The sequence below is a fragment of the Pseudarthrobacter adonitolis genome (genome assembly GCF_055412845.1).
In genome coordinates, this window is sequence record NZ_JBVAYW010000001.1 from 467,014 (window position 1) to 489,954 (window position 22,941).

General features: G+C 66.2%; 20 protein-coding genes. 12 read left to right on the top strand and 8 right to left on the bottom strand.

Annotated elements, in window-relative coordinates; all coding sequences use genetic code 11:
• The first annotated feature begins 50 nt into the window (after positions 1 to 50).
• Positions 51 to 1,283: a cysteine desulfurase family protein gene (locus ACZYZ4_RS02320; RefSeq protein WP_463857788.1), complete on the top strand. Its 1,233-nt coding sequence runs from the start codon at positions 51 to 53 to the stop codon at positions 1,281 to 1,283.
• On the opposite strand, the gene ACZYZ4_RS02325 is transcribed toward ACZYZ4_RS02320, so the two are convergent.
• Entirely contained in the window at positions 1,259 to 2,530 is a 1,272-nt protein-coding gene (locus ACZYZ4_RS02325; RefSeq protein ID WP_463857790.1) for an NAD(P)/FAD-dependent oxidoreductase, read from the bottom strand. The two genes, ACZYZ4_RS02320 and ACZYZ4_RS02325, sit on opposite strands and share 25 nt — an antisense overlap.
• Before the next feature lie 207 nt (positions 2,531 to 2,737).
• Between ACZYZ4_RS02325 and mnmA the strand changes: the two genes are divergently transcribed.
• The 7 genes from mnmA (at position 2,738) to ACZYZ4_RS02360 (ending at position 11,111) form a co-directional block, all read left to right on the top strand.
• Positions 2,738 to 3,862 carry a tRNA 2-thiouridine(34) synthase MnmA gene (gene mnmA, locus ACZYZ4_RS02330; protein ID WP_463857792.1) on the top strand — a complete coding sequence of 375 codons (1,125 nt, stop codon included), beginning with the start codon at positions 2,738 to 2,740 and terminating at the stop codon, positions 3,860 to 3,862.
• A 174-nt stretch (positions 3,863 to 4,036) separates the two neighbouring features.
• A complete protein-coding gene (locus tag ACZYZ4_RS02335) occupies positions 4,037 to 5,674 on the top strand; it encodes an ABC transporter substrate-binding protein (RefSeq protein ID WP_463857794.1) in 1,638 nt (545 codons plus the stop codon).
• Between the two features lie 112 nt (positions 5,675 to 5,786).
• Positions 5,787 to 6,869 carry an ABC transporter permease gene (locus tag ACZYZ4_RS02340; RefSeq protein ID WP_463857796.1) on the top strand — a complete coding sequence of 361 codons (1,083 nt, stop codon included), beginning with the start codon at positions 5,787 to 5,789 and terminating at the stop codon, positions 6,867 to 6,869.
• Positions 6,869 to 7,879, top strand: a complete 1,011-nt coding sequence (locus tag ACZYZ4_RS02345) for an ABC transporter permease (RefSeq protein WP_463857798.1) — start codon at positions 6,869 to 6,871, stop codon at positions 7,877 to 7,879. The genes ACZYZ4_RS02340 and ACZYZ4_RS02345 overlap by 1 nt, the downstream gene beginning before the upstream one ends.
• Complete coding sequence (locus ACZYZ4_RS02350; RefSeq protein WP_463857800.1) at positions 7,876 to 9,591, top strand: ABC transporter ATP-binding protein; 1,716 nt, start codon at positions 7,876 to 7,878, stop codon at positions 9,589 to 9,591. The genes ACZYZ4_RS02345 and ACZYZ4_RS02350 overlap by 4 nt, the downstream gene beginning before the upstream one ends.
• 132 nt (positions 9,592 to 9,723) lie before the next feature.
• Positions 9,724 to 10,110: a chorismate mutase gene (locus ACZYZ4_RS02355; RefSeq protein ID WP_056343785.1), complete on the top strand. Its 387-nt coding sequence runs from the start codon at positions 9,724 to 9,726 to the stop codon at positions 10,108 to 10,110.
• Positions 10,111 to 10,148: 38 nt separating this feature from the next.
• Positions 10,149 to 11,111, top strand: coding sequence for a uroporphyrinogen decarboxylase/cobalamine-independent methonine synthase family protein (locus ACZYZ4_RS02360; RefSeq protein ID WP_463857801.1), 963 nt, complete (start codon positions 10,149 to 10,151; stop codon positions 11,109 to 11,111).
• Positions 11,112 to 11,148: 37 nt separating this feature from the next.
• On the opposite strand, the gene ACZYZ4_RS02365 is transcribed toward ACZYZ4_RS02360, so the two are convergent.
• Genes ACZYZ4_RS02365 through ACZYZ4_RS02395 form a run of 7 tightly spaced genes read right to left on the bottom strand, consistent with a single transcriptional unit; the run spans position 11,149 to position 17,492 of the window.
• The gene (locus ACZYZ4_RS02365; RefSeq protein ID WP_463857803.1) at positions 11,149 to 11,862 is read right to left on the bottom strand and encodes a DUF4166 domain-containing protein; all 714 of its coding nucleotides are present in this window, start codon (positions 11,860 to 11,862) and stop codon (positions 11,149 to 11,151) included.
• Between the two features lie 41 nt (positions 11,863 to 11,903).
• Entirely contained in the window at positions 11,904 to 13,196 is a 1,293-nt protein-coding gene (locus ACZYZ4_RS02370) for a DUF58 domain-containing protein (protein WP_463857805.1), read from the bottom strand.
• Between the two features lie 11 nt (positions 13,197 to 13,207).
• The gene (locus tag ACZYZ4_RS02375; RefSeq protein ID WP_463857807.1) at positions 13,208 to 14,209 is read right to left on the bottom strand and encodes an AAA family ATPase; all 1,002 of its coding nucleotides are present in this window, start codon (positions 14,207 to 14,209) and stop codon (positions 13,208 to 13,210) included.
• Positions 14,206 to 15,447, bottom strand: coding sequence for a DUF4350 domain-containing protein (locus ACZYZ4_RS02380; RefSeq protein WP_463857809.1), 1,242 nt, complete (start codon positions 15,445 to 15,447; stop codon positions 14,206 to 14,208). The genes ACZYZ4_RS02375 and ACZYZ4_RS02380 overlap by 4 nt, the downstream gene beginning before the upstream one ends.
• The gene (locus ACZYZ4_RS02385; protein ID WP_463857811.1) at positions 15,444 to 16,100 is read right to left on the bottom strand and encodes a DUF4129 domain-containing protein; all 657 of its coding nucleotides are present in this window, start codon (positions 16,098 to 16,100) and stop codon (positions 15,444 to 15,446) included. The genes ACZYZ4_RS02380 and ACZYZ4_RS02385 overlap by 4 nt, the downstream gene beginning before the upstream one ends.
• Positions 16,090 to 17,220, bottom strand: coding sequence for a DUF7847 domain-containing protein (locus tag ACZYZ4_RS02390; RefSeq protein ID WP_463857813.1), 1,131 nt, complete (start codon positions 17,218 to 17,220; stop codon positions 16,090 to 16,092). Before ACZYZ4_RS02390 ends, ACZYZ4_RS02385 begins: the two co-directional genes overlap by 11 nt.
• Positions 17,115 to 17,492, bottom strand: a complete 378-nt coding sequence (locus ACZYZ4_RS02395; RefSeq protein WP_463857815.1) for a pentapeptide repeat-containing protein — start codon at positions 17,490 to 17,492, stop codon at positions 17,115 to 17,117. The genes ACZYZ4_RS02390 and ACZYZ4_RS02395 overlap by 106 nt, the downstream gene beginning before the upstream one ends.
• 53 nt (positions 17,493 to 17,545) lie before the next feature.
• Between ACZYZ4_RS02395 and mtrA the strand changes: the two genes are divergently transcribed.
• The 4 genes from mtrA to ACZYZ4_RS02415 all read left to right on the top strand — a co-directional run bounded on the left by mtrA (position 17,546) and on the right by ACZYZ4_RS02415 (position 22,891).
• Complete coding sequence (gene mtrA, locus ACZYZ4_RS02400) at positions 17,546 to 18,220, top strand: MtrAB system response regulator MtrA (RefSeq protein WP_354146011.1); 675 nt, start codon at positions 17,546 to 17,548, stop codon at positions 18,218 to 18,220.
• A 145-nt stretch (positions 18,221 to 18,365) separates the two neighbouring features.
• Positions 18,366 to 20,114: an MtrAB system histidine kinase MtrB gene (gene mtrB / locus ACZYZ4_RS02405; protein WP_463857907.1), complete on the top strand. Its 1,749-nt coding sequence runs from the start codon at positions 18,366 to 18,368 to the stop codon at positions 20,112 to 20,114.
• A gap of 20 nt (positions 20,115 to 20,134) precedes the next feature.
• Positions 20,135 to 21,829, top strand: a complete 1,695-nt coding sequence (locus ACZYZ4_RS02410; protein ID WP_463857817.1) for an LpqB family beta-propeller domain-containing protein — start codon at positions 20,135 to 20,137, stop codon at positions 21,827 to 21,829.
• 165 nt (positions 21,830 to 21,994) lie between these two features.
• Positions 21,995 to 22,891 carry a ComF family protein gene (locus ACZYZ4_RS02415; RefSeq protein ID WP_463857819.1) on the top strand — a complete coding sequence of 299 codons (897 nt, stop codon included), beginning with the start codon at positions 21,995 to 21,997 and terminating at the stop codon, positions 22,889 to 22,891.
• The last annotated feature ends 50 nt before the right edge of the window (positions 22,892 to 22,941 follow it).

Genomic DNA, 22,941 nt, shown 5'->3' on the forward strand with positions numbered 1-22,941 from the left:
ATGAGCCAGGGCCGCGGATGCGCACCCGTGGGCGCCGCTAGAATTGAGGCGTGCCCGTCTACCTCGATCATGCAGCCACCACGCCACTCTCTGCCGAGGCGCTGGCAGCCCTGACCCGGGAACTGTCCCGCACCGGCAACCCGTCGTCCCTGCACGGCTCGGGCCGCCGTGCCCGCCGCTCCGTGGAGGACGCCAGGGAGACCATCGCGACGGCGGCTGGCGCCCATCCCTCCGAGGTCATCTTTACGTCCGGCGGCACTGAGTCGGACAACCTTGCCGTCAAGGGCCTGTACTGGGCCCGTTCCGGCGAGGACCCGGCACGGCGACGCATCCTCTGCTCCGCGGTCGAGCATCATGCCGTGCTGGACACAGTGGCATGGCTGGAGCGGCACGAGGGCGCCGCCGTCACGTGGCTTCCCGTGGACAGTGAGGGCGTGGTGGACCTGGACGTCCTCGCCGAAGAGCTTGCCCGGGACCCTGGGACCATTGCGCTCGTGACGGTTATATGGGCCAACAACGAGGTGGGCACCATCCAGCCGGTGCCCAGGATTGTGGAGCTGGCGCACGCCATCGGGGTGCCAGTTCATTCGGATGCGGTGCAGGCGTTCGGCTCGTTGCCGGTGGATTTCAAGGCCTCTGGACTGGACGCCATGTCCGTTTCCGGGCACAAGATCGGCGGGCCGGTGGGTGTCGGCGCCCTCCTGTTGGGGCGGGCCGTCAAGCTGACCCCGGTGCAGCACGGTGGCGGCCAGGAACGCGACGTGCGCTCCGGGACGCTGGACACGGCTTCCATCGCCGCCTTCGCAGCGGCCGCGGAAGCCGCCACAACACATCTTGCGGCCGAGTCCGCGAGGATCGCGGCACTGCGGGACAGGCTCATCGACGGCGTCATTGAGCGGGTGCCCGAAGCTATGCTCCGCGGCGCCTCGGGGGACGGACGGCTGCCCGGCAATGCGCATTTCACGTTCCCTGGCTGCGAAGGTGATTCGCTGCTGTTCCTCTTGGACCTGGCGGGGGTGGAATCCTCCACGGGATCAGCCTGCACAGCCGGTGTCCCGCGCCCGTCCCACGTGCTGCTGGCCATGGGGCTGGATGAGGCCACAGCCCGCGGCGCGCAGCGCTTCACCCTGGGACACGCCTCAACCGACGCGGACGTGGATGCTTTGCTGGCGGCCCTCCCCGGCGCGTACCAGCGCGCCCGCCAGGCAGGGATGGCCGGGCATGAATCCTCGATCCAAACTGCGGGAACGGTAGCGCGTCAGACGTCCTCCGGCAGGAGCTGATCAAGTCCAGCGGAGCTGTCAGCCAGACGCTCCGCTGAGACGGGCGTTCTGGCCGAAATGAGGGCCTTGATGGTCTTCTGCGCGCCGGGCTGTGGCTTTCGCGGCCAGCTGACGCTCATCCCGGCCACCACCCTGGAATCCTGCTGCCAGAACGCGATGAACTCCTTGTCCTCCAGCGACCCCCGGATCACCGGCTCAGCGCCCGCCGCCAGCGCCGGGAAGCCGGAGTACTCCATGCTGACGTCGTACTGGTCGGTGTAGAAATAGGGGATAGTGCTCAGGACGGCGTCCTGCCCGAGCATGGCCCTGGCGGCCACCTTTCCGCCGTTCAGGGCGTTGGACCAGTGCTCGCTGCGGTGGTGCTGGCCGGTGAAGGGGTGCAGGGCGTTGGCGATGTCGCCGGCGGCAAAAATGCCGGGCGCGCTGGTCCGCAGGGAGGCGTCCGTAAGGATGCCGTTGTCCAGGGCCAGGCCGGCCGCCTGGGCGAGACCGGTCTCGGGAACCACACCAACGGCGATGACCACGATGTCCGCCGGGAGCACTTCCCCGGAGTCGGTGATCACCCCGGTGACAGCCCCGCCGGCGCCGGTGAGTTCCCGCGCTGAGGCCGGAAGCCGGAAGCTCACACCGTTGGCTTCGTGGAGTCCGCGGAAAAACCGTCCGAGGTCAGGACCGATGGCCGAAGCCAAAGGGATGTCTTCCAGGCCGAGGAGGGTGACGTTGTTGCCGTACGTGGCGGCAGCCGCAGCAAGTTCCATGCCGATCCAGCCGGAGCCGATCATCACCACGTTCATGCCACCCGCCGCGAGGCGGCTGCGCAGCCGCCGGCTGTCATCCAGCGTGCGGAACGTTGACACGCCCGCCAGGTCGCTTCCGGGTAGGCGCAGGGTGCGGGGCGTCGCCCCGGTGGCGAGCAGCAGGGAACCGTATGCCAGCGTGCTGCCGTCGTCCAGCTCCACCGTCCTGGCGTCCGGCCGGATGCCCGTGACGCGGGCACCCAGGCGGAGGCCGACGTCGTTCTCCGCGTACCAGCCTGGCGGCACCACCGGAACGTCGTCCTCTGCGGCCTTGCCCAGCAGATACTCCTTGGACAGCGGCGGGCGCAGATAGGGATGATGGCGCTCTGCGCCGATGATCGTCACCGGGCCGGCGAACCCTTCCGCCCGCAGGGTCCTGGCAGCGGTGGCCCCGGCCAGTCCGCCGCCGGCAATCACGATGTCCCCCGCGTTAGCAATGTCCTCAGCCATGTCCGCCTGATTCCCGCTGGTGCGTGCTCGAAGTCTAAAACCGTTAATCCTGACTTTAGAGTGGACGGCCGGCGCGGTCAAGGGTCTTTTGGGGAGGATTCGGCGTGGCGATACAATGGTGCGGCAGGCATTGTGCTATTCCTGCGGCCGCCGGTTGAATGGCAGCCGCCCCCTGCCGGCATCCCCCGAACCCTAAAGAAAGCCAGCATGCGAGTTCTAGCAGCCATGAGCGGTGGCGTCGACTCCGCCGTTGCCGCAGCACGTGCCGTTGAAGCCGGGCACGACGTCGTCGGCGTTCACCTTGCGCTGTCCAGGATGCCCGGCACCCTGCGGACGGGCAGCCGCGGCTGCTGCACCATCGAGGACTCGCGCGATGCGTGGCGGGCTTGCGATGTGCTGGGTATTCCGTATTACGTCTGGGATTTCTCGGAGCGCTTCAAGGAAGACGTGGTCCAGGACTTCATCGATGAGTATGCTGCCGGCCGAACCCCCAACCCCTGCATGCGCTGCAATGAGCGGATCAAATTTGCTGCCCTGCTGGAGAAGGCCATCGCCCTGGGCTTTGACGCGGTCTGCACCGGGCATTACGCCAAGGTCATCATGGACGCCGACGGCAACCCCGAACTTCACCGGGCCGCGGACTGGGCCAAGGACCAGAGCTATGTTCTGGGCGTCCTGACCCACGAGCAGCTCAAGCACTCCATGTTCCCGCTGGCGGACACGCCTTCCAAAGCTGAGGTGCGGGCCGAGGCTGAGCGCCGGGGGCTGTCGGTGGCCAACAAGCCCGACAGCCACGACATCTGCTTCATTCCCGACGGCGACACTGCAGGCTGGCTCGCCGAGAAGATCGACATGACCACCGGCGACATCGTGGATGAGACCGGCACGAAGGTGGGGGAGCACCCGGGAGCCAACGCGTTCACCGTGGGCCAGCGCCGCGGCCTGAAGCTCGGCACGCCCGCAGCGGACGGCAAGCCCAGGTTCGTCCTGGAGATCCGGCCCAAGGAAAACAAGGTGGTGGTAGGGCCGCAGGCACTGCTGGCAATTGACGAGATCCGCGGCATCAAGGTCTCGTGGGCCGGCCTGCCCATCGCGGAAATCGAAACGGGCGCCGAGTTTGACTGCTACGCCCAGGTCCGCGCCCACGGGGACCCCGTGCCGGCAACCGCGCGCATGCTGCCCGGCGAGGATGCACCCCAGCTGCTAGTCACCTTGATCGATCCGCTGCGCGGTGTGGCGCCCGGCCAGACGGTGGTCCTCTACCAGGGGAGCCGCGTCCTGGGCCAGGCCACCATCGACGCTGCCCGGTCGTTGCAGCGCGCGGAGCTCTGAGGCGGAGCAAATTTACCCTGGTCAGGTAAATTTTGTGTCTCAACTCACAAAACAGCCGGTTGATGAGTCCGGCGTCTGGTTGAATCTAGGCATCAGGACAGCGCGCTGCCCGCTCAAGCCAAGACACCCATTAGCGGGCGGCGAGCGCGTACTCATCGAACAGAAAGTTCACAGATGACCAAGAGCACTAAAGCCCTGCGGAACGCAATCGCGCTCGCAGGCGTTTCCACCTTCGCATTGACGGCCTGCACGGGCCCAACCGGTGGCGGCGGTGGCAGTACAGCATCGGAGAATGCAAGCAGCGTCATTGCGTACGGAACCACAGACAAAGTCACCGCACTGGACCCGGCGGGCTCGTACGATAACGGTTCGTTTATGGTGATGAACCAGATTTACTCGTTCTTGTTGAACTCCAAACCTGGTGGCGCCGATCCCGTGCCGGACCTGGCCGAATCGTCCTCGTTCACCAAGCCCACCGAATTCACGGTCAAGCTTAAGAGCGACCTCAAATGGGCCAATGGACACGTGCTTGATTCCAAAGACGTCAAGTTCTCCTTTGATCGCCAGGTTGCCATCAACGATCCCAACGGACCGGCATCATTGCTGACCAACATCGAGTCCATTGCTACCCCTGATGCCAGCACTGTGGTTTTCACACTGAAGAAGGCGAACGACCAAACGTTCCCGCAGATTCTGACCAGCCCGGCCGCTCCGATCGTTGACGATGAAGTCTTCCCGGCAGACAAGCTCCTCAGTGACGAGGAAATTGTCAAGGCCAACGCCTTCCACGGCCAATACGTCATTGACTCCTTCAGCAAGAACACACTGGTCAGCCTGAAGGCATGGCCCGACTACAAGGGCGTACTAGGCAAGCCGGCCAACGCAGGGGCCACCATCAAGTACTACACCGACCAGACCAACATGAAGTTGGAGGTCAAGGGCGGCCAGATCGATGTTGCCAACCGCAGCCTGAGCGCCACGGACATCGACGACCTCAAGAAGGACTCCAACGTCAAGGTCCACGTCGGTCCCGGCGGCGAGATGCGGTACATCGTCTTCAATTTCGACACCATGCCGTACGGCGCCAAGGCTCCGGAAGCTGACCCGAAGAAGGCGCTTGCCGTCCGGCAGGCCGCTGCCAACGTCATCGACCGCCAAGCCATTTCGGACCAGGTCTACAAGGGCACCTACTTGCCGATGTGGTCCAACGTACCCTCCGGTTTCGTAGGCGCCAACGAATCCTTCAAGCTGGCGTACGGGGATGGCTCCGGCAAACCCAGCGTGGACAAGGCCAAGAAGGTCATGGCCGACGCCGGTATCACAGGCCCCGTGACCATCAAGCTGCAGTACAACCCCGACCACTACGGCAAGTCATCCGGTGACGAATACGCCATGGTCAAGGACCAGTTGGAGAAGAGCGGACTGTTCACGGTGGATCTGCAGTCCACCGAGTGGGTCACGTATAACTCGGCGTCCAAGAAGGACAGCTACCCCGTCTTCCAGCTTGGCTGGTTCCCGGACTTCAGCGACGCGGACAACTACCTGACACCCTTCTTTGTGGGCGGTGGCTTCATGAACAACCACTACTCAAACCCTGAGGTCGAAACGCTTGTCGCCAAGCAGCTGGTCACCGCAGACAAGGCTGAACGTGAGAAGACAATCCAAGAGGTCCAGAACCTGCTTGCCAAGGACATCTCCACTCTGCCGTTGCTGCAGGGTGCCCAGGTGGCCGTTTCAGGGACCAATGTGAAGGGCGTGGATTCCACCCTGGATGCGTCGTTCAAGTTCCGGCTCGGCACCGTTTCCAAGTAGCGACCTGGTTCCAAGCAACACCGAACTAACCCGCGTGAGGAGGTAGGGCCGGACGGCCCTGCCTCCTACGTGTTGGCTCCACAATTTCTAGATCAAACCAAGCAGGGACAGCATGGCCACATTGATTGATGCGCCGCCGCCTACGGTTGCGGCCCCCACATCCAAGTCCGCGGGAGGTGGCCTCGGGAAGTACATCCTGATTCGCTTCCTGCTCATTTTCCCGACAATTTTCATCCTCGTTACCCTGGTCTTCTTTCTGATGAGGATCACCGGTGATCCCATTACGGCGGCGCAGGGCGGACGCCTCCCGCAAGAACAAATTGACGCCTTGGTACACCAGGCAGGCTACGACCGGAACCTCTTCATTCAGTACATCGAGTACCTTGGCAACATCGCCACCGGCAACTTCGGCCGGACCATTTCAGATGGCCGGCCCGTTGTCGAGATGCTTGCCAAATTTGGTGCCGCCACCTTGGAACTGAGCATCAACGCCCTTGTGGTGGCGCTGCTGGTAGGCATTCCGCTGGGAATGTTTGCAGCCCACAAACGCGACAAGGTTCCAGACGCTTTCCTGCGCATGTTCGCCATCCTTTGCTATGCCACCCCTGTCTTCTTTGCCGGATTGCTGTTGAAGCTGACTTTTTCTGTGGGCCTGGGTTGGTTCCCGGTGGCCGGCCGTGCTTCCACTACTACGGAATTGGCGATGGGCAGGCTGGCAGCGCCCACTGGCGTCTACTGGCTGGACGCCCTTCGCAGCGGCAATCTGGCAGCCTTTGGCGACGTCGTCCACCATGCAGTCCTTCCGGCCGTCGCGCTGGGTCTTCTGACGGCCGGCGTCTTCCTCCGCCTGGTCCGCACCAACGTGATCGGCACGCTGGGCAAGGACTATGTTGAGGCAGGCCGGTCCCGCGGAGTCAGCGAATACCGCCTGGTGACAAAGCATGCCTACAAGCCGGCACTGATCCCCATCATCACGGTGATGGGTCTGCAGATTGCACTGCTGCTCGGCGGTGCGGTGCTGACCGAAAGCACCTTCGAGTGGAAGGGCCTGGGCTATCAGTTGGCGCAGTACCTCACTGCACGTGACTTTGTGGCCGTCCAAGGAATCGTTATGCTGCTGGCCGTCATTGTGGCGGTCACCAATTTCGCAGTGGATATTGCCGCTGCCCTGATTGATCCGCGGGTGAGGTACTGATGGCCACCACAACATTGGAACCGAAAAAGAAGTCCTTGCTGGACAGGCTCCCGGTCTCCTCCCACATCCGCCAAAGCGTTGGCGTGCAGCGCACCATGCTGCTGATCGGCGTCGTGCTTTGCGCTGTTTTTGTGGTGGCGGCCGTCTTCGCGCCGTTGCTGGCACCCTACGGCTATTCCCAGATTTCCGACGACGCCGGTTCGTTCCCGGCGCAGGCCGAACCCGGTGGCAAGCATCTATTGGGAACAACAGTGGGCGGCTACGACGTCCTGTCCCGGGTGATCTGGGGATCGCAGACAGCCATGGCGGTGATTGTTGCAGCCGTGCTGATGTCCATCTTCCTCGGGGTATTCCTCGGACTGGTGAGCGGCTACGTCGGCGGCTGGTTGGATCGCGTGCTGGTGGTCATTGCTGACGCAATTTACGCCTTCCCGACACTCCTTGTGGCCATCGTCATGTCGATTGCAATCAACAAGGGACAGTCTGGATTCTGGGGCGGAATCCTCGCCTGCGGGTTCGCCATCACTGCAGTGTTTGTGCCGCAGTACTTCCGCGTGATCCGCGCTGAAACCATACGGCTCAAGGCTGAACCGTTTGTGGAATCAGCCCAGGTTGTTGGCGCCTCGAGCGCCAGGATCATCAGCCGGCACATTTTCGCCAACGCGACGCGGACACTACCACTGATTTTCACGCTCAACGCCTCAGAAGCCATCCTCACCTTGGCAGGCCTGGGCTTCCTGGGCTTCGGCATCGAGCCCAGCTCGGCCGCTGAATGGGGTTTCGACCTGAATAAGGCGATGTCCGATGCCTCCTCCGGCATCTGGTGGACCGGCGTCTTCCCAGGCATAGCCATCGTCCTGACGGTGGTTGGCCTCACCCTCGTGGGTGAAAGCATCAATGACCTGAACGATCCGCGCCTGCGCGGACGCAAGGCAGCGGGCAGCAAGGGCAAGCCGGACTCGCCGGCCGCCGCGCAGGCCGCCATCTCAGCGGATGTGAGAGGACTGTGACCATCAATATTGGTTCGGTATCTGACCAGTCCAGGCCGGCGGACCAGCCCGTCCTGGAAATCGACCACCTCAAAGTCACCTTCGCCACCGACGGCGGAGACGTCTACGCCGTAAAGGACGTGAGCCTGGATGTCCGCTCCGGCGAAGTCCTGGCCATCGTGGGCGAATCCGGCTCCGGGAAGACTGTGACCGCGAAAACCATCCTTGGGCTGCTGCCGGAGACCGCTACCAGTGGGGGCGCCGTCCTGATCAACGGGAACAACGTGATCAGCGTCAGCGCCTCGAAGCTGAGGCAGATCCGCGGCCGCGATGTGGCCATGGTGTTCCAGGAGCCCTCCACGGCCCTGAACCCGGTCTTCACCGTGGGCTGGCAGATTGCCGAGGGCATCCGTGCCCACGCCGGCGGTCCCGGCGGGAAGCGCGTCTCGGCCAGGGATGCCAAGGCCCGTGCCATTGAGGCGCTGCGCAAAGTGGGGATCCCGGATCCGGAACACCGGGTCAACTACTATCCTCACCAGTTCTCCGGCGGCCAGAAGCAACGCGTGGTGATCGCCGCCGCGCTTGCCCTGAACCCGGGACTGATTGTGGCCGATGAACCCACCACGGCCCTGGATGTCACCGTCCAAGCCGAAATCCTGGAGCTGCTCCGGGACCTTCGGGACAAGTACGGCACCTCGATCGTGCTGATCACCCACAACATGGGAGTGGTGGCCGACCTCGCGGACCGCGTTGTGGTGATGTACCAGGGGGATGTGGTGGAGGAGGCGCCGGCGCGGGTGCTGTTCGCTGAACCCAAACAGGACTACACCAAGAAGCTGCTGGCCGCCGTGCCCCACCTGGGCCGGAACTCGGCGTCGGAGGGCCTCCGGGAACGCGCCCACCAGGGCTCGCCGGTGCTGGTGGAGGCAACGAACCTGACCATCGAATACCCCGGCAGGCTGGGAACTCCGGCCTTCAAAGCCGTGGACGGGGTCAGCTTCACCGTGTCCCAGGGCGAAGTCTTTGGACTGGTGGGCGAATCCGGCTCAGGAAAAACCACCATCGGCCGGGCCATCGCCGGCCTGAACCGGACCACGGGCGGCAGCCTGAAGGTACTTGGCTACGAGATGCTGAACCTCAAAGAGCGGACCTTCAAGCCCCTCCGGAAGGATATTGGCTTTGTGTTCCAGGATCCCGCCGCCTCCTTCAACCCCCAGCTGACCATCGGCGACTGCGTAGCGGAACCCATGATCATCCACACCAACCCGAGCCCGGCGCAGGCGCGCAAACGCGTTGCCGAGCTGCTCGAATCGGTGCAGCTGCCGGCGTCGTACGCTGAAAGGTACCCGCACGAGCTGTCCGGAGGGCAGCGCCAGCGGGCGTCGCTGGCGAGGGCGCTGATCCTGAACCCGCGGCTGCTCATCGCTGACGAGCCGACGTCGGCCCTGGACGTTTCAGTGCAGGCAAAGGTCTTGGAACTCTTCAAGGAAATCCAGGCCGAGTTCGGGTTTGCGGCGCTGTTCATCAGCCACGACCTCGCGGTGGTGGACATCCTGTCGCAGTGGGTGGGCGTCCTGTACAAGGGCAAGCTGGTGGAGCAGGGCATCGGCAGCCAGGTGATGGGCGCACCGCAGCATGATTACACCAAACGGCTGATTGCCTCGCTGCCGGTCCCTGATCCGGACGAACAGGCTCGACGCCGGGAAGCGCACCGGGCGCTGCTGGCCCAGTAGTCACCAGCAGCGACACCGCCAGCGGCCCCACGGTCGCGGCACCACCGGACGGACATCCCGCCCCACCAGGCGGGGTGTCCGTCCGCCGCTTAACACCGGAGGGATTTCCGCGGCTGCCCATAGACTTGGACCATGACGCAGCAAAACCATGATGTTCCCGACACCGACACCTACGATGCCGCCGCGAGTTCGCTGGCAGGCCAGGTGGACAACTCGGTGATGGCGGAACTGCTGTCCATCCGCTCCAGCATTGACAACATTGATGCGACCCTGGTGTACCTCCTGGCCGAGCGGTTCAAGGCCACCCAGAAAGTGGGCTTCCTCAAGGCCGCGCACCGGCTCCCCGCCGGGGATCCGGGCCGGGAATCCGCCCAGATCGCCCGTCTCCGGCGGCTGGCCGAAGATGCACACCTCGATCCCGCGTTTGCGGAGAAGTTCCTGAATTTCATCATCGGCGAGGTCATCCGCCATCATGAAGCCATCGCCGAGGACCACCAGGCCGCTGCAGAGTGGAAGTAACCGCGACCGGGCTTGGGCCCTGGCCGGGGGAGGACCCCGTGGAAGCTGCCCACATTATCCGCGGCGAGCTCGGCAGCCCGCACCTGCCGTTCCTGGCAGAACTTCCGGACCGCGGCGTCGGCTCCGACACCTTGGGACGCACTGCCGCACTCTTGGTTGAAATGGCCGTGGACGTCCAGCCGTACGGCTGGCGGCTGGTGGACCGTCCCGGCAAGGATTTCCGCCGGGCCGCGTCGGCACTGTCCACCGACATCAACGTCCTGGCAGACGTTGCCGGCGCCGAAGACACGCCCGCCCCTGAAATTAAGCTCCAGCTGGTTGGTCCGCTGAGCATTGCCGCCGGCCTGCACCTGCACAACGGCGAACGGGCACTGGTCGACTACGGCGCACGCCGGGACATTGCCGACTCGCTGGCCACAGGGGTTGGCGGCTACCTGTCCCGGATTTCCAGCGCGGTCCCGGGCGCGCGGCTGGTGGTTCAGGTCGACGAGCCTGACATCGCCGCCGTACTCGCCGGCTCCATTCCGACGTCGAGCGGTTACCGCACGCTGCGGGCAGTGGGTGGCCAGGAGGTCACCGAGTCCTGGCAGGTGGTGATCGAGGCGCTGCGCGCCGCGGGTGCCGCTGAAATTGTTGTCTCGGTGCCTGAAATTGAGGCCCCGATCGACCAGATCATTGCCGCCGGCGCCGACGGCGTGGCCGTGCCGCTGAGGGCCTTGACCACACGGCAGTGGGAGCAGTTGGCCACCGCAGTGGAGGCAGGCAAGCGGATCTGGGCCGGCGCCCTGGACGTCAGCCGCGGCACGCTGCCCCAGGTAGCCGACGTCGTTGAGTCCGTCTGGCGGCCGTGGCACCAGCTGGGGCTGCAGGCGTCGTCCCTGGGCAGTATCCGGGTCACCCCCTCGGCTGGACTCGCCGGCCACACGCCGGCCACCGCCACAGCGGTGCTGGGCCGGCTCACCCAGGTGGCGGACGGCCTGAACCAGCGCGCGCACGGCTGAGCAGGCCCACCGCTGAGCGGACCTAAGGGCAAGACTTCTACGTCCGGTTTTCCCAACGGTCCGGCCGGGCGTAGCGGGGCAGGAAACTCTGCGCCGAGCTGCCGCCAACATAGGGTCGCAGGCGGTAATCGAAACCGCCCGCATAGACCAGGACCAGCCCGATCTGCGGCTGGATGACCTTGACCTGGATCCGGTGCTGTCCATGCTCGCCGGCGGCGCCGTCCCACCACTGCTCGGCGTAGGCCCTGGCATCCACAGTGGCCGGCAGCGGCAGGCGGAAGGGGCCCAGGAAGAGCCGGGACGCTTCGGAAACGCCGCGCAGCCTGCCCTCCTCCGTCACGCTGAGCTTGAGGTCGGTCACCATCCGCCGGAAACGGCCCAGGTAGTCCACCAGCCGCGGGCCGCCGTCGGAATCCACGAGGCTCGTGGTGTCCTGGAAAATCCGCAGGTGCCCGGGGAAGCGGATTTCCCGCCGGGCGGTCAGGCTGGGGCGGCCGAACGGATCCTGGTGTGCATGGTTTTCAATCCGGAAGGGGATGCCTTCCCCGTAATCCGGGAAGAACGCGTCCTCCCCGGAGGTGAGCTTCAGCAGCGGCCGCAGCCACGCCTGCCGGCAGCCCACAACGTCGAAGACGCCTTCCCCGACGCCGTAGTGTCCCGAGCCGGGCGTCAGGGAAAAGTACTCCTGCAGTTCTGGCTGCAGCCGGTGGAAGTCCTCGCCCAGGGCCTGCTGGTAAATAGGGACGTTCATGGTGACCTCCTGGCCGGTAGCGTCAGTGGCGCTGCAGTGATTCACAATCTACCGGCCGCCTTGAGTCGGATGTACATGTCGGCAAGCTGCGGCGGTAGCTGGTGTGGCTCCGCATCCACCACTTCCACCCCGTGGTGCCGGAGCTCGGCGCTTACCGCCGCCCGTTCAAGGAGTACGCGTTCAGCCGCTGCCGCCCGGAATACGCCGGCGGCGTTCTCACGCTCCCGCAGCATCTGCCCCAGCATCGGATCACGGACGGCTGCCACCACCACAACGTGCTGCTGGGCGAGCTGCGCGGCCACGGGAATGAGCCCCTCCTCCGAAGCCCCGCCGTCCAACGCCGTCAGCAGCACCACCAGGGACCGGTGGGCGGAGACCGCCCGGATCTGGCCGGGGAGGCTGGACCAGTCAAGCTCAATCAGTTCGGCCTCGAGGGGCGCCATCGCCTGCACCAGCTGCCCCAGGAGGTTGCCGGTGGTGGCGGAGCCGGCCCTGGCGCGCGGACGGCGGTCGTAAGCCAGGAAGTCCACCCTGTCACCGCCACGCTCGGCCAGCACCGCCAACAGGAGCGCCGCTTCGATGCCGGTATCCAGCCGGGGTTCGTCCTCGATCCTCGCCGCTGACGTGCGCGACGTATCCAGCATGATCACCACGCGCCGGTCGCGTTCCGGGCGCCACGTGCGGACGACGACGGCGGACCGGCGGGCGGTTGCGCGCCAGTCGATGGACCGGACATCGTCCCCGCGGACGTAGTCCCGCAGCGAGTCGAATTCGGTGCCGGCGCCCCGGATCTGCACGGCGGCCTTGCCGTCGAGTTCGCGGAGTTTCCTGAGCTTCGACGGCAGGTGCCGGCGGGAATGGAACGGCGGCAGGACCCGCAGGAGGCCGGCACAGTCAAACGTGCGCTGGCGTGCCGCAAGCCGAAGGGGACCATGGGAGCGCACAGTGACGTGCCGGGCGCCCACGTCGCCACGACGGACCGGCTGTAAACGGACGGTCATCCGGCGGCTTTCCAGGGCGGGGATGTCCAGGTCCTGGACTGGATTCACGGCCCCGGCAGACGGCTGCCACGCGTCCCGGACAGTGGCGCGCAGGCGTCGCCGGCCACTGTTGCGCAGCGTAAGGACCGAAGCTGCCGTGCCGTGCAGCGTCACATTGCCGGGCTCTGCGCGCGCGATGTTGATGGACCGCGGAGAAGCGGCCAGGCCAAGGTCCAGGCCAAGGAGCGCGGCGAGTGCCACGACCACGCCCAGGACCGTGCCCCAGCCGGGAAACAGCAGCACCGGCACCAGGCCCAGCAGTGCCAGCACGACGAAACGTCCGGAGAGTGCCATGTGCAAGCGGATCAGCGGGGGACGGGGACGGACGCCAGGATGCTGCCCAGGACATCGTCCACGCGGACTCCGTCCATCTGGGCATCAGGCTGCAGGGCCACCCGGTGGCGCAGGCACGGCAGCGCCAGTGCCTTGACGTCGTCGGGGGTGACGAAGCCGCGGCCGGACAGCCAGGCCCAGGCGCGGGAGGTGTTAAGCAGGGCAGTCGCGCCGCGGGGCGAAACACCCAGCTGGAACGACGGCGCCTGCCGGGTTGCGCGTACCAGGTCCACGATGTAGCCGATGATTTCCGGTTCGACGGCGACGGTGGCCACAGCCTGCCGCGCCCGCTCGAGGTCCTCTGCGCCGGCCACGGCCCGGACTCCGGCGGCAGCGAGATCGCGTGGATTAAAGCCGGCCGCGTGCCGCCGGATCACCTCCACCTCGTCAGCCCGGCCGGGCAGCGGCATGGTGAGCTTAAGCAGGAACCGGTCCAGCTGGGCTTCGGGCAGGGGATAGGTTCCCTCGTACTCGACGGGGTTCTGGGTTGCCGCCACCAGGAAGTTTGCCGGCAGCGGCCTGGACACTCCGTCCACCGAGACCTGCCGCTCTTCCATGGCCTCCAACAGCGAGGCCTGCGTTTTCGGCGGTGTCCGGTTGATTTCGTCGGCGAGCAGGATGTTGGTGAAAACCGGCCCCTCGCGGAAACTAAATTCCGAGGTGTGCGAGTCGTAGACCAGGGAGCCGGTGATGTCGCCGGGCATCAGGTCAGGGGTGAACTGTACGCGTTTGGTGTCCAGGCTCAGCGCGGCGGACAGCGCCCGCACCAAGAGTGTTTTGGCGACCCCGGGCACGCCTTCGAGGAGCACATGGCCCTGGGAGAGCAGCGCAATCAGGAGTCCCGTGACGGTGGCATCCTGGCCCACCACAGCCTTGGCAACCTCGTGGCGGACGTCCAGGAGTGCCTGCCGGGCAGGATCCAGCGTCTGCGGGGAAGATTCCATGATCTGCGGGGCGCCGTACGGTTCGTTCATCGGGTCCTGACCTCGTTCTCTAGTTTGTCCAGTTCCTGTGACCAGTGCACCAGCCTGGTTGCGGTCCCGGGGCGTTCCTGGATCAGGCCGCTGATATCCGTAGCCGGCCGGCCCAGGTGCCGGGCCGCTGCCTGCACGACGTCGTCGGCAGTGGCCTCGGATCCCAGTCGAAGGGCCTGCGCCAGACGAACCAGGGTGCCCGCCCGAAGGTTGTCCCGCGCCCGGTCCAGTGCGTGGGAATCCTGATAGAGGCGGGCACGGCCTTCGGCGGTCTCCACGGCCTTGACCACCACGGGGAGCGGTTCAAAGACGAGCGGGCCGAGGCGGCGCCCCCGCCATACGATGGTCAGCACGGCCACAAAAACCAGCCATGGCCCCAGAAAAGCCGCCCAGTCAGGGGCGAGGTCATCCAGTGTCTGCGTTGAATCCGCAGCGGCCGCGTCGCCGAGCCCGGGGAGGTACCAGACAAGGTCCCCTGAGCTGCCCAACGTCCGCAGGGCCAGCGCGGCATGGCCGTGTTCGGCAAGCCCGCCGTTGTTGAGGAGAGCGGCGCTGCCCAGGACCGTCAGGCCGCCGTCGTCCGTGCCGACAAGTAGCCCGGCGGCGCTTCCCGGCGGGTGGTAGCACACCGTGCCGCCGTCGTACAGGAATCCGCCGGTTCCGGAGACGGCACCTGCAGCCGCGGGACCGCTGAGACCGCAGCCCGGTTCCAGGAGCGCCGTTGACTCCGGCACCACGCCGGCCTGGCTGATGCCGGTAGCGAGGGCCGTCAGCGTGCCCAGTCGCGGCGTCACCAGCACCACCCGTCCCGCGCTTGCGGTCAGTTCGTCCAGCCGGGATTGGTCCAGGAACCCGCTCCGGTCGTACATGAGGAGGGTGGCACCTGGCCGGTCCGAGAGTGCCGCAGCGGCCGCGTCGAAGGATTCAACATCCTTGACCGCGACTCCGTGGCGGCCAAGTATCTCGCTGACCGCCCTGGCGCCGTCCGGCCCGGCGTTGTGGACGGAGAGGGGTACGGAATCGCCTTTTGGCGCGAGTTGGGTGGAAATGACCACCGCCAGTCCGACGGCGGCGGCCCCACTGATCGCTGCCCTGCCGCGGTGCCGCCGGAGCCAGGACCCGGCACGGGACCCGGCCCCGGACCCGATGGCAGCTGCGGAAACCGGCTGCGACTCCGGTCCACCCTGCGTCAGAAGATTGGGCGTTAGACGATCCGGCGTCGTTGCACTGTGCATCATCGCGGAACTGCCGGTTCGCCACGTTCAGAGGGCAGCGCTGCGCTCGCGGGCGTGAGCGACTGCAGGGCACTGTCCAGTTCGCGCACCGCGGCATAGTCAGCCTGGCCGGCGGACTCATTTCCGTAGCGGATCCCGTCGAAAGTCCGCGCAGCTTCCGTCAGACGGCCGGCCTCGGACGGAAACGGTGTGGCCAGTTCATACGCCACCTCGTCGGCGGTCCGGCCCAGCCGCGCGTCGAGCACCGCTCTGTCCTCGGCAGTGCGCACCAGTGCACGGAAACAGTCCACGACGGCGGCACTCCAGTTGCCTGCTGCGGCTGCGGCCGCCGCGCGCCCGCGGTAAGTCGCGGCACTGACTGTTGCGTCGGCGTCGAACACGTCTCCGGCCCGCTTGGCCTTCGCGTTGAGGCTCGGGCGGGCCAGGATGACGGCGGCGCCGATCAGCACGGCGATGGCCACACCGATCCACGGTGCCGCCACGGTGCTGTCCGGGCCGGAGCCGCCGTCCAGGGACCGCAGCCAGTCCAGGATGTCCGCCCACATGCTGTCCAGCCAGCCGGGGGCCGCGTCACGGTATTCCGGCTTGGCAAGTTCTTCTTCGGCCCAGCGGCTGGCCTCGTCGCGGCCAGGGAGGACCGGTGGTTCAGCGGTCATCGGGCCATGCCCCGCCGGGCGGTGCCCCGTAGGGCGGACGCGGATTCTGGCCGGGTCCTGCCCGGTAGACCGGGACGCCGCGGCCCGGGACGCCGTCGGGATCTGCGCCGGATTCCAGTAGCCGGAGCAGCGCGATATCCAGGCCGTCCCGGCGCATCCTGAGGTCAAGGTAGAGCAGCGCCATCACGGAGGTCTGGAAGGCGAACCCCACCGCTCCGACCACCGCACCGACAACGGCGGTGGCAACGCCCGCCACTACGGCGGCCGTGATCGCCTGCTCGGCTCCGCCGTGAGGTGAGACCACACCGGTGTAAAAGCCGGAGAGCAGCGAGACCGGAATGGTGACGATCTGGGCGATGACCCCCACCATGATGCCTACCACCAGCGTGATGCCCAGGAGCCGCCACCAGTTGTTGCTCGTGAGTTCCCAGGAGCGGCGTATGCCGGCCAGCGCCCCGAGCTCCTCCACCACCACGGCGGCCGGCGCCACCATGAGCTTGATGTAGATCCACACGTACAGCACAAAGCACACCAGCCCCAGCGGGATCAGGATCAGGGCACCCACTCCACCCACCGTGCTGACCAGCAGTACTGCCAGTGCCACAAACAGCAGCGCCACGAGGAGCCCGCCGCCTACCAGCAGCGCCGCGAGGCGGATCAGTGCCCCCGCGCGGGACCGTGCCAGGGACCACATCTGCCTGAAGCCAGTAGGGCGGTTGAGGACAGACCTGGCTACCGGCACCACCATGGCGCCCTGCAGCACCGCCGAGAGAAAAACGGTCAGCACCGAGACGAGCAGGATGCCGGACGCGAAGGTGAGCACCACCGGGACCAAGTCCTGCTCCGTCAGGCCTGCCGCCCAAGTCTCCAGCGACGCCGCGGACGTGGCGGAAAATGCCGTGAGGACTGCCGTGAGCACTGCGGCGAGCGTCTGCGCCAGCAGTGCGGCGCCCAGCATGGCCTTGGCATTGCGCCGGATCGCCTGGAAGGAGCCGTCCAGGATCTCGCCGAACATCAGCGGGCGCAGGGGAATGATGCCTGGTTTGGGCGGGGCCACATAACGGGGCTGCTGGTAGGGCGGCGGAGCGCCGTCGGGGTTGTGCGGAGGTTGGCCCCACACTGGCGGACCACCCGGAGGTGGGCCCCACACCGGCTGGCCGCCCCAAGGCGGCTGTGCCGGGCCGGGCTGCGGCCCCCACGGAGGCTGGTCCCTCGGAGCCTGACTCCACAGAGGTTGGCTCCCCGGAGACTGGCCCCTCCCAGCCTCGCTGGCAGGATGCGGCTGCTGCATGTTCGGATCCTGGTGTGGCACCCTGTTCCTTCCCCCGTGCGGGACTGTCCGCGTCGTGCCAGCCTATAGTTCCGGCGTCGGGCGTCATAGCGTGACGCCATGCCGTAAGGCCATTCAACAGGACAAACCCTGTTCAATAAGGGAATATATAACTATGAAGGCACGCATTCTGGTAGTTGACGATGACGAAGCGCTGGCCGAAATGATTGGGATTGTTCTGCGCAATGACGGCTTTGAGCCGGTCTTTTGCGCCGACGGCGGCCAGGCGCTGGATATTTTCCGTTCATCGAAGCCGGACCTCGTGCTGCTTGACCTGATGCTTCCCGGCGTGGACGGCATCGAGGTCTGCCGGCAGATCCGCTCCGAATCGGACGTGCCCATCGTGATGCTCACCGCCAAGTCGGATACGTCCGACGTCGTCCGCGGCCTTGAGTCCGGCGCAGACGACTACGTGCCCAAGCCTTTCAAACCCGCCGAACTGGTGGCACGCGTACGTGCCCGCCTGCGGCCCGGCGACCAGAAGGCGCCTGAAACGCTGCGGATCGCAGACATCACCATCGACGTGGCCGGCCACACTGTGAAGCGTGCCGATGAGCGGATTTCCCTGACACCCCTGGAGTTTGATCTCCTCGTGGCCCTGGCGCGGAAGCCTTGGCAGGTGTTCACCCGCGAGCTGCTGCTGGAGCAGGTCTGGGGCTACCGCCACGCGGCGGACACCCGGCTGGTCAACGTCCACGTCCAGCGCCTCCGGTCAAAAATTGAACGGGATCCGGAAGCTCCCGAAGTTGTATTGACGGTTCGTGGTGTCGGCTACAAAGCAGGGTCCTGAGCCCTCAGGACCAGAAGCGCACCGCGCCCCGGACCTTCCCGCAGCCAAGGGCCCGGAGCACACGGATGCACTGCCGGCGGAGCTGGCAACGCTGCCGTTCCGGGCGCGGATCTGGCGGCGCCGTGGAGTAATCGTGGGGCTACGGGTGGGCCGCCTGGTCCGGATCGGTGTGACCCGTTTCTTCCCTGCGGTCCGCTTTGCCGGGCGGTCCCTGCGGCGGCGCTGGCGTCGGTCCCTGCAGTTCCGGACCGTCCTCACCACGCTGCTGTTGGCAGTGACATCCTTTGGCGCCGTGGGCGCTTACTTGTCCAACCAGATCGCCAACAACCTGTTCCAGGAGCGCCTCACCCAGGCCGAATCCGAAACCCGCTACTACGTCAAACAGGTCCAGGAAACGTTCGACGGCGCCCAGGTCACCGACCAGTCCAGCGTCATCACCCTGGTCTACGACACCCTGAACGTCGTGGAGGGCCGCGGCTCTGTCATCCAGCGCCGCTACGTTTTCGAAGCCAAGCCCGAGCAGACCAAACCCAGGAACCGCTGGGTGGAGTCGCGGGCGTCGGACCAGCTGACCGTCAGCGTCATCCCGCCTGAACTCCGTACGGCGGTCCAGGAATCAGGCAAGGACCAGTACTGGGCATCCACCGTGATTCCGGTAGGTACCGAGGACAGGCCGGGCATCGCCGTAGGCAACCTGGTTACATTCAACGGGACCGTGTACGAGCTTTACCTGATTTATGACGTCAACACGGCCCAGCAGACGCTCGACGAAATCCAGGGTGTCCTCCTGGCCGGCGGCGCGGTGCTGGTGCTGATGATCGGCGCCATCGCGTGGTACGTCACCCGCAATGTCGTCAGCCCCGTCAGCCACGCTGCCCTGGTATCGGAGAAGCTCGCGGCCGGCCAATTGCAGGAGCGCATGGTGGTCAAAGGCGAGGACGAGGTGGCCCGCCTCGGGGCATCGTTCAACCACATGGCCGCCAGCCTCCAGGAGCAGATCACCCAGCTCGCCATGTTGTCCCAGATGCAACAGCGGTTTGTCTCCGATGTCTCCCACGAGCTCCGCACGCCCCTGACCACCGTCCGGATGGCCGCGGAAGTGTTGTATGACGCCCGCCACGACTTCGACCCCATCAACAAGCGCTCCGCCGAACTCCTGTACAACCAGGTGGAGAGGTTCCAGTCCCTGCTGGCCGACCTGCTTGAGATCTCCCGTTTCGACGCCGGCGTGGCCATGCTCGACGCCGAGCCCGAGGACATCCTGCAGGTGATCAACCACGTCATTGACGGGGCGGCGCCCGTCGCGGCCGAATACGGCTCGGAGATCATCCTCCGGGCGCCCGCGGAGGGGATTGTCGCGGAAATGGACGCCAGGAGGATCGACAGGATCCTGCGGAACCTCATCCTGAACGCTGTGGAGCACGGTGAAGGCAGGCCGGTCACCGTAACTGTCGCGGCCAACCAGTCAGCGGTGGGAGTTGCTGTCCGGGACCAGGGGATCGGCATGACCCCGGCCGAAGCCGCCCGGGTCTTTGACCGGTTCTGGCGTGCGGATCCGGCGCGGGCCCGCACCACCGGAGGCAGCGGCCTGGGCCTGTCCATCGCGATGGAGGACACCAAGCTCCATAACGGCTGGCTGCAGGCATGGGGAAACAAGGGCCGGGGGGCCAACTTCCGGCTGACTATTCCGTTGCGCCAGGGCGAGGAGATCGACCGCTCACCCGTGCAGCTTGAGCCGGAGGACATCATCCTCCCAGACGTGCCACACGCGAACAACGTGCTCGTCCTGGGTCCCGGCCCCACTGGGGGATCTGATTCCACCGCTGGCGGGCGTGGCCAGGGCGCCGGACGCGCCCCGTCCGGGACGGCCCCGACACCGAAGGAGTCTTCATGATGGGACTAAGAATTCGGGCAATGCTGAAGCGGAGCGTTGTGCTGCTCGTTGTTGTCCTGCTGCTGGCCTCCTGCGCGCGGATTCCCACCGCAGGGCCGGTCGGGAAGAGCGCGGAAGGCAGCGCCGGAAACGTCAACGCACCGGTGTTCCTCCCGGCCGCGCCCCAGCCCGGCGCTACTCCGGAAAACATCATTGATTACTTCTACCGTGCCGGTACCGGATACGAAGGGGACTACGCGGTGGCCCGCGAATACCTGACGCAGGCTGCGTCAGTGTCCTGGAAACCCGACCAGCGCGCGCTGGTGTACCGCGAAGCGAAAGTGGTGGGCACCGGCGTCGACAACGTCTACAACTACCAGCTGGACGTTGCCTACAGCGTGGATGTTGACGGCATCGCCACCCAGATGCCCGAAGGCACCATCGAGAACATCCCGGCCACGCTCACCCAGGTGGACGGCGAATGGCGGATCTCGGCCATGCCGGACGGAACAGCGATCCCGGAGGAAACCTTTAAGGTCATCTACGGCGCCTACCCCATCTACTTCTACGATCCCAGCTTCACGTATGCCGTGCCTGACGTCCGCTGGTTCATCAAGAACAAGACCGTCAAAGCCATGACCAGCGCCCTTCTTGCCGGCCCCGCGCCTTACCTTCGGGGCGCGGTGGTGAGCGCCTTCCCGTCCGGTATTAAACTCGCCCGCGAATCCGTTCCCGTGGTGTCCGGAGCCGCGCAGGTGGACCTCACCGCCAAGGAACTCACCGAGGCGTCCACGGAGGACAGGCTCCGGATGCAGACGCAGCTTTCGCTCACGTTCCGCAGCCAGCCCGACGTCGTTAATGTGGAGTTGCATGCCAACCAGGACCTGGTCCGGGTCGAAGACAACGGCTCGGTGCTGCCCCCGGTGCAGGACAAAAACGTGCCGGTCCGCGAGATCGCCGTCAGCGGCAATGAGCTGGTTCGCTACGAGAACAACAGGGTGTCCCCGCTGCCGGATATGCAGCCGGTTTCCTCGCTCGGGCCCCGCTACCCGGCGGAATCCCCGGTGTCCCAGACCGTTGCCTTCCTCAACGAAAGCCGGACGACGCTCTACAGCATGGTGCCGGGACACCCCGCCCGGGCGCTGACAACGCGCAGCACTATCACGCACCCGTCCTTCAGTATTTATGACTGGGTGTGGGCCGCAGGGCCGGGAGCTACCGGCGGTACGGAGGTGGTCGCCTACCGGCCCATCGGTGTGGCCGAAGGTGCCGCTGTTCCCACCGTTACGCTCACTCCGTCGTGGCTGGCCGGACGGACGGTCAAGGAGCTGAGGATTTCCCGTGAGGGTGTCCGGGCGCTGGTCATTTCGGATCAGAACGGCAAAACCAAGGTCCAGGTTGCCGGGATCATCCGGAACGCCGACGGGACTCCCCGGGAACTGACTGCCCCGATCACCCTGGTGGCTTCCGGTGATCCGGACCAGGGAGTCTGGGTGAACGACACAACGGTTGCCGTGATGAAAGCATCGGTAGGCTCGAACGTCACGCCGGAGCTGCTGTCCCTCACGTCCGGACAACCCCAGCAGTTGGCGCCCTGGCCCGGACTGGTGTGGCTCAGCGCCGGCAACGGGGTGGAGGAAATCTACGGACAGTCGGCCGAGGGCATTTTCCAGCGGCTGGGCAACGGCTGGTCGCCCCAGCTTAAGGGTCCCATCGACCCCTCATTCCCCGGCTAGCGTGCTATCCACATAGCGAGGCCTGAGGGTTCCGGGGCCGCGGCCGGGAAGCCACCATGGGGTGTGACCGAAGCTCAGCCCGCACGTCCTCCTGCGCGCCACCCTCCTGCGCGCCGCTCCGAGGGCCGTGCTGAGCGTCGCGCCGGGGGCCGTCCTGCCAGAAGTATGGCAAGCCTGGATCCGGACCTGCTGCCGCCTCCGCTGCAGTCCGCCAAGCATCGCGGCGGCCACCGCAGCCGGTGGCTGCGGGTCGCCGACCAGATGGGCGCCGCGGCCGCGGAACTGCTGGCACTTGCCATTCCTGTGGACTGCGTCTGCTGCGGTGCGGAGGACCTTGCCTTGTGCGTCGCGTGCGAACGCCAGATCCGACTGCTGACCAGGCTCCCGTTCCGGGCAGAGGAGCAGGCGCCGGCCCTGATGAACGTCGACGGCGGACTGATCCTTCCCGTGGTGGCGGCCGGGGTGTACCGCGAGGAGTTGGCGCAGGCCGTGCTGTCGTTCAAGAGCCATGGCCAGCACCAGCTCACGTCAGTCCTGGCGCGGGGGCTGGGGCAGGGTATTGACGCGGCCCTGGCCGGCGTCGACGACGTCTGCCTGGTGCCGGTGCCCAGCAGTACGGCCGGCTACGTCAAGAGGGGGTTCAGCCCGGTCCACCTCCTGCTTGCAGAGTTGCGGCGGGGGACCACCATTCCCGGAGCGCCGGTGGTTGACGTGATCCGGAAATCCCGGCGCCGCGCCGCCCTGGAGCGGCTGCCTGGAGGCCAAAAGGGACTCGGCCGCGGTGCCCGGGCGAGCCGGGTCAGGGGGTCCATGAAGGTCCCGGGACGCCAGGGCGCGCGGGTGGCAGGACGCCGCTGCATCATTGTCGACGACGTCCTCACCACGGGGGCCACGCTGGCGGAAGCAGCCCGCGCGCTCCACCTCAGCGGCGCCGTGGTGGTGGGGGCGGTGGTCCTCGCCGCGACACGCCCGCCGGATTCAGCTGGCGGCGAATCGCCCGGCCCGGGAGCTGGCGGAAAGCTGCCCGTCTTAGAAAAAAATAAACGAAGAAAGGATGAATAACAGGTGGCTATGAACTAACGTCGGTTGTGGGTACCAAGAACAAGTTGTAC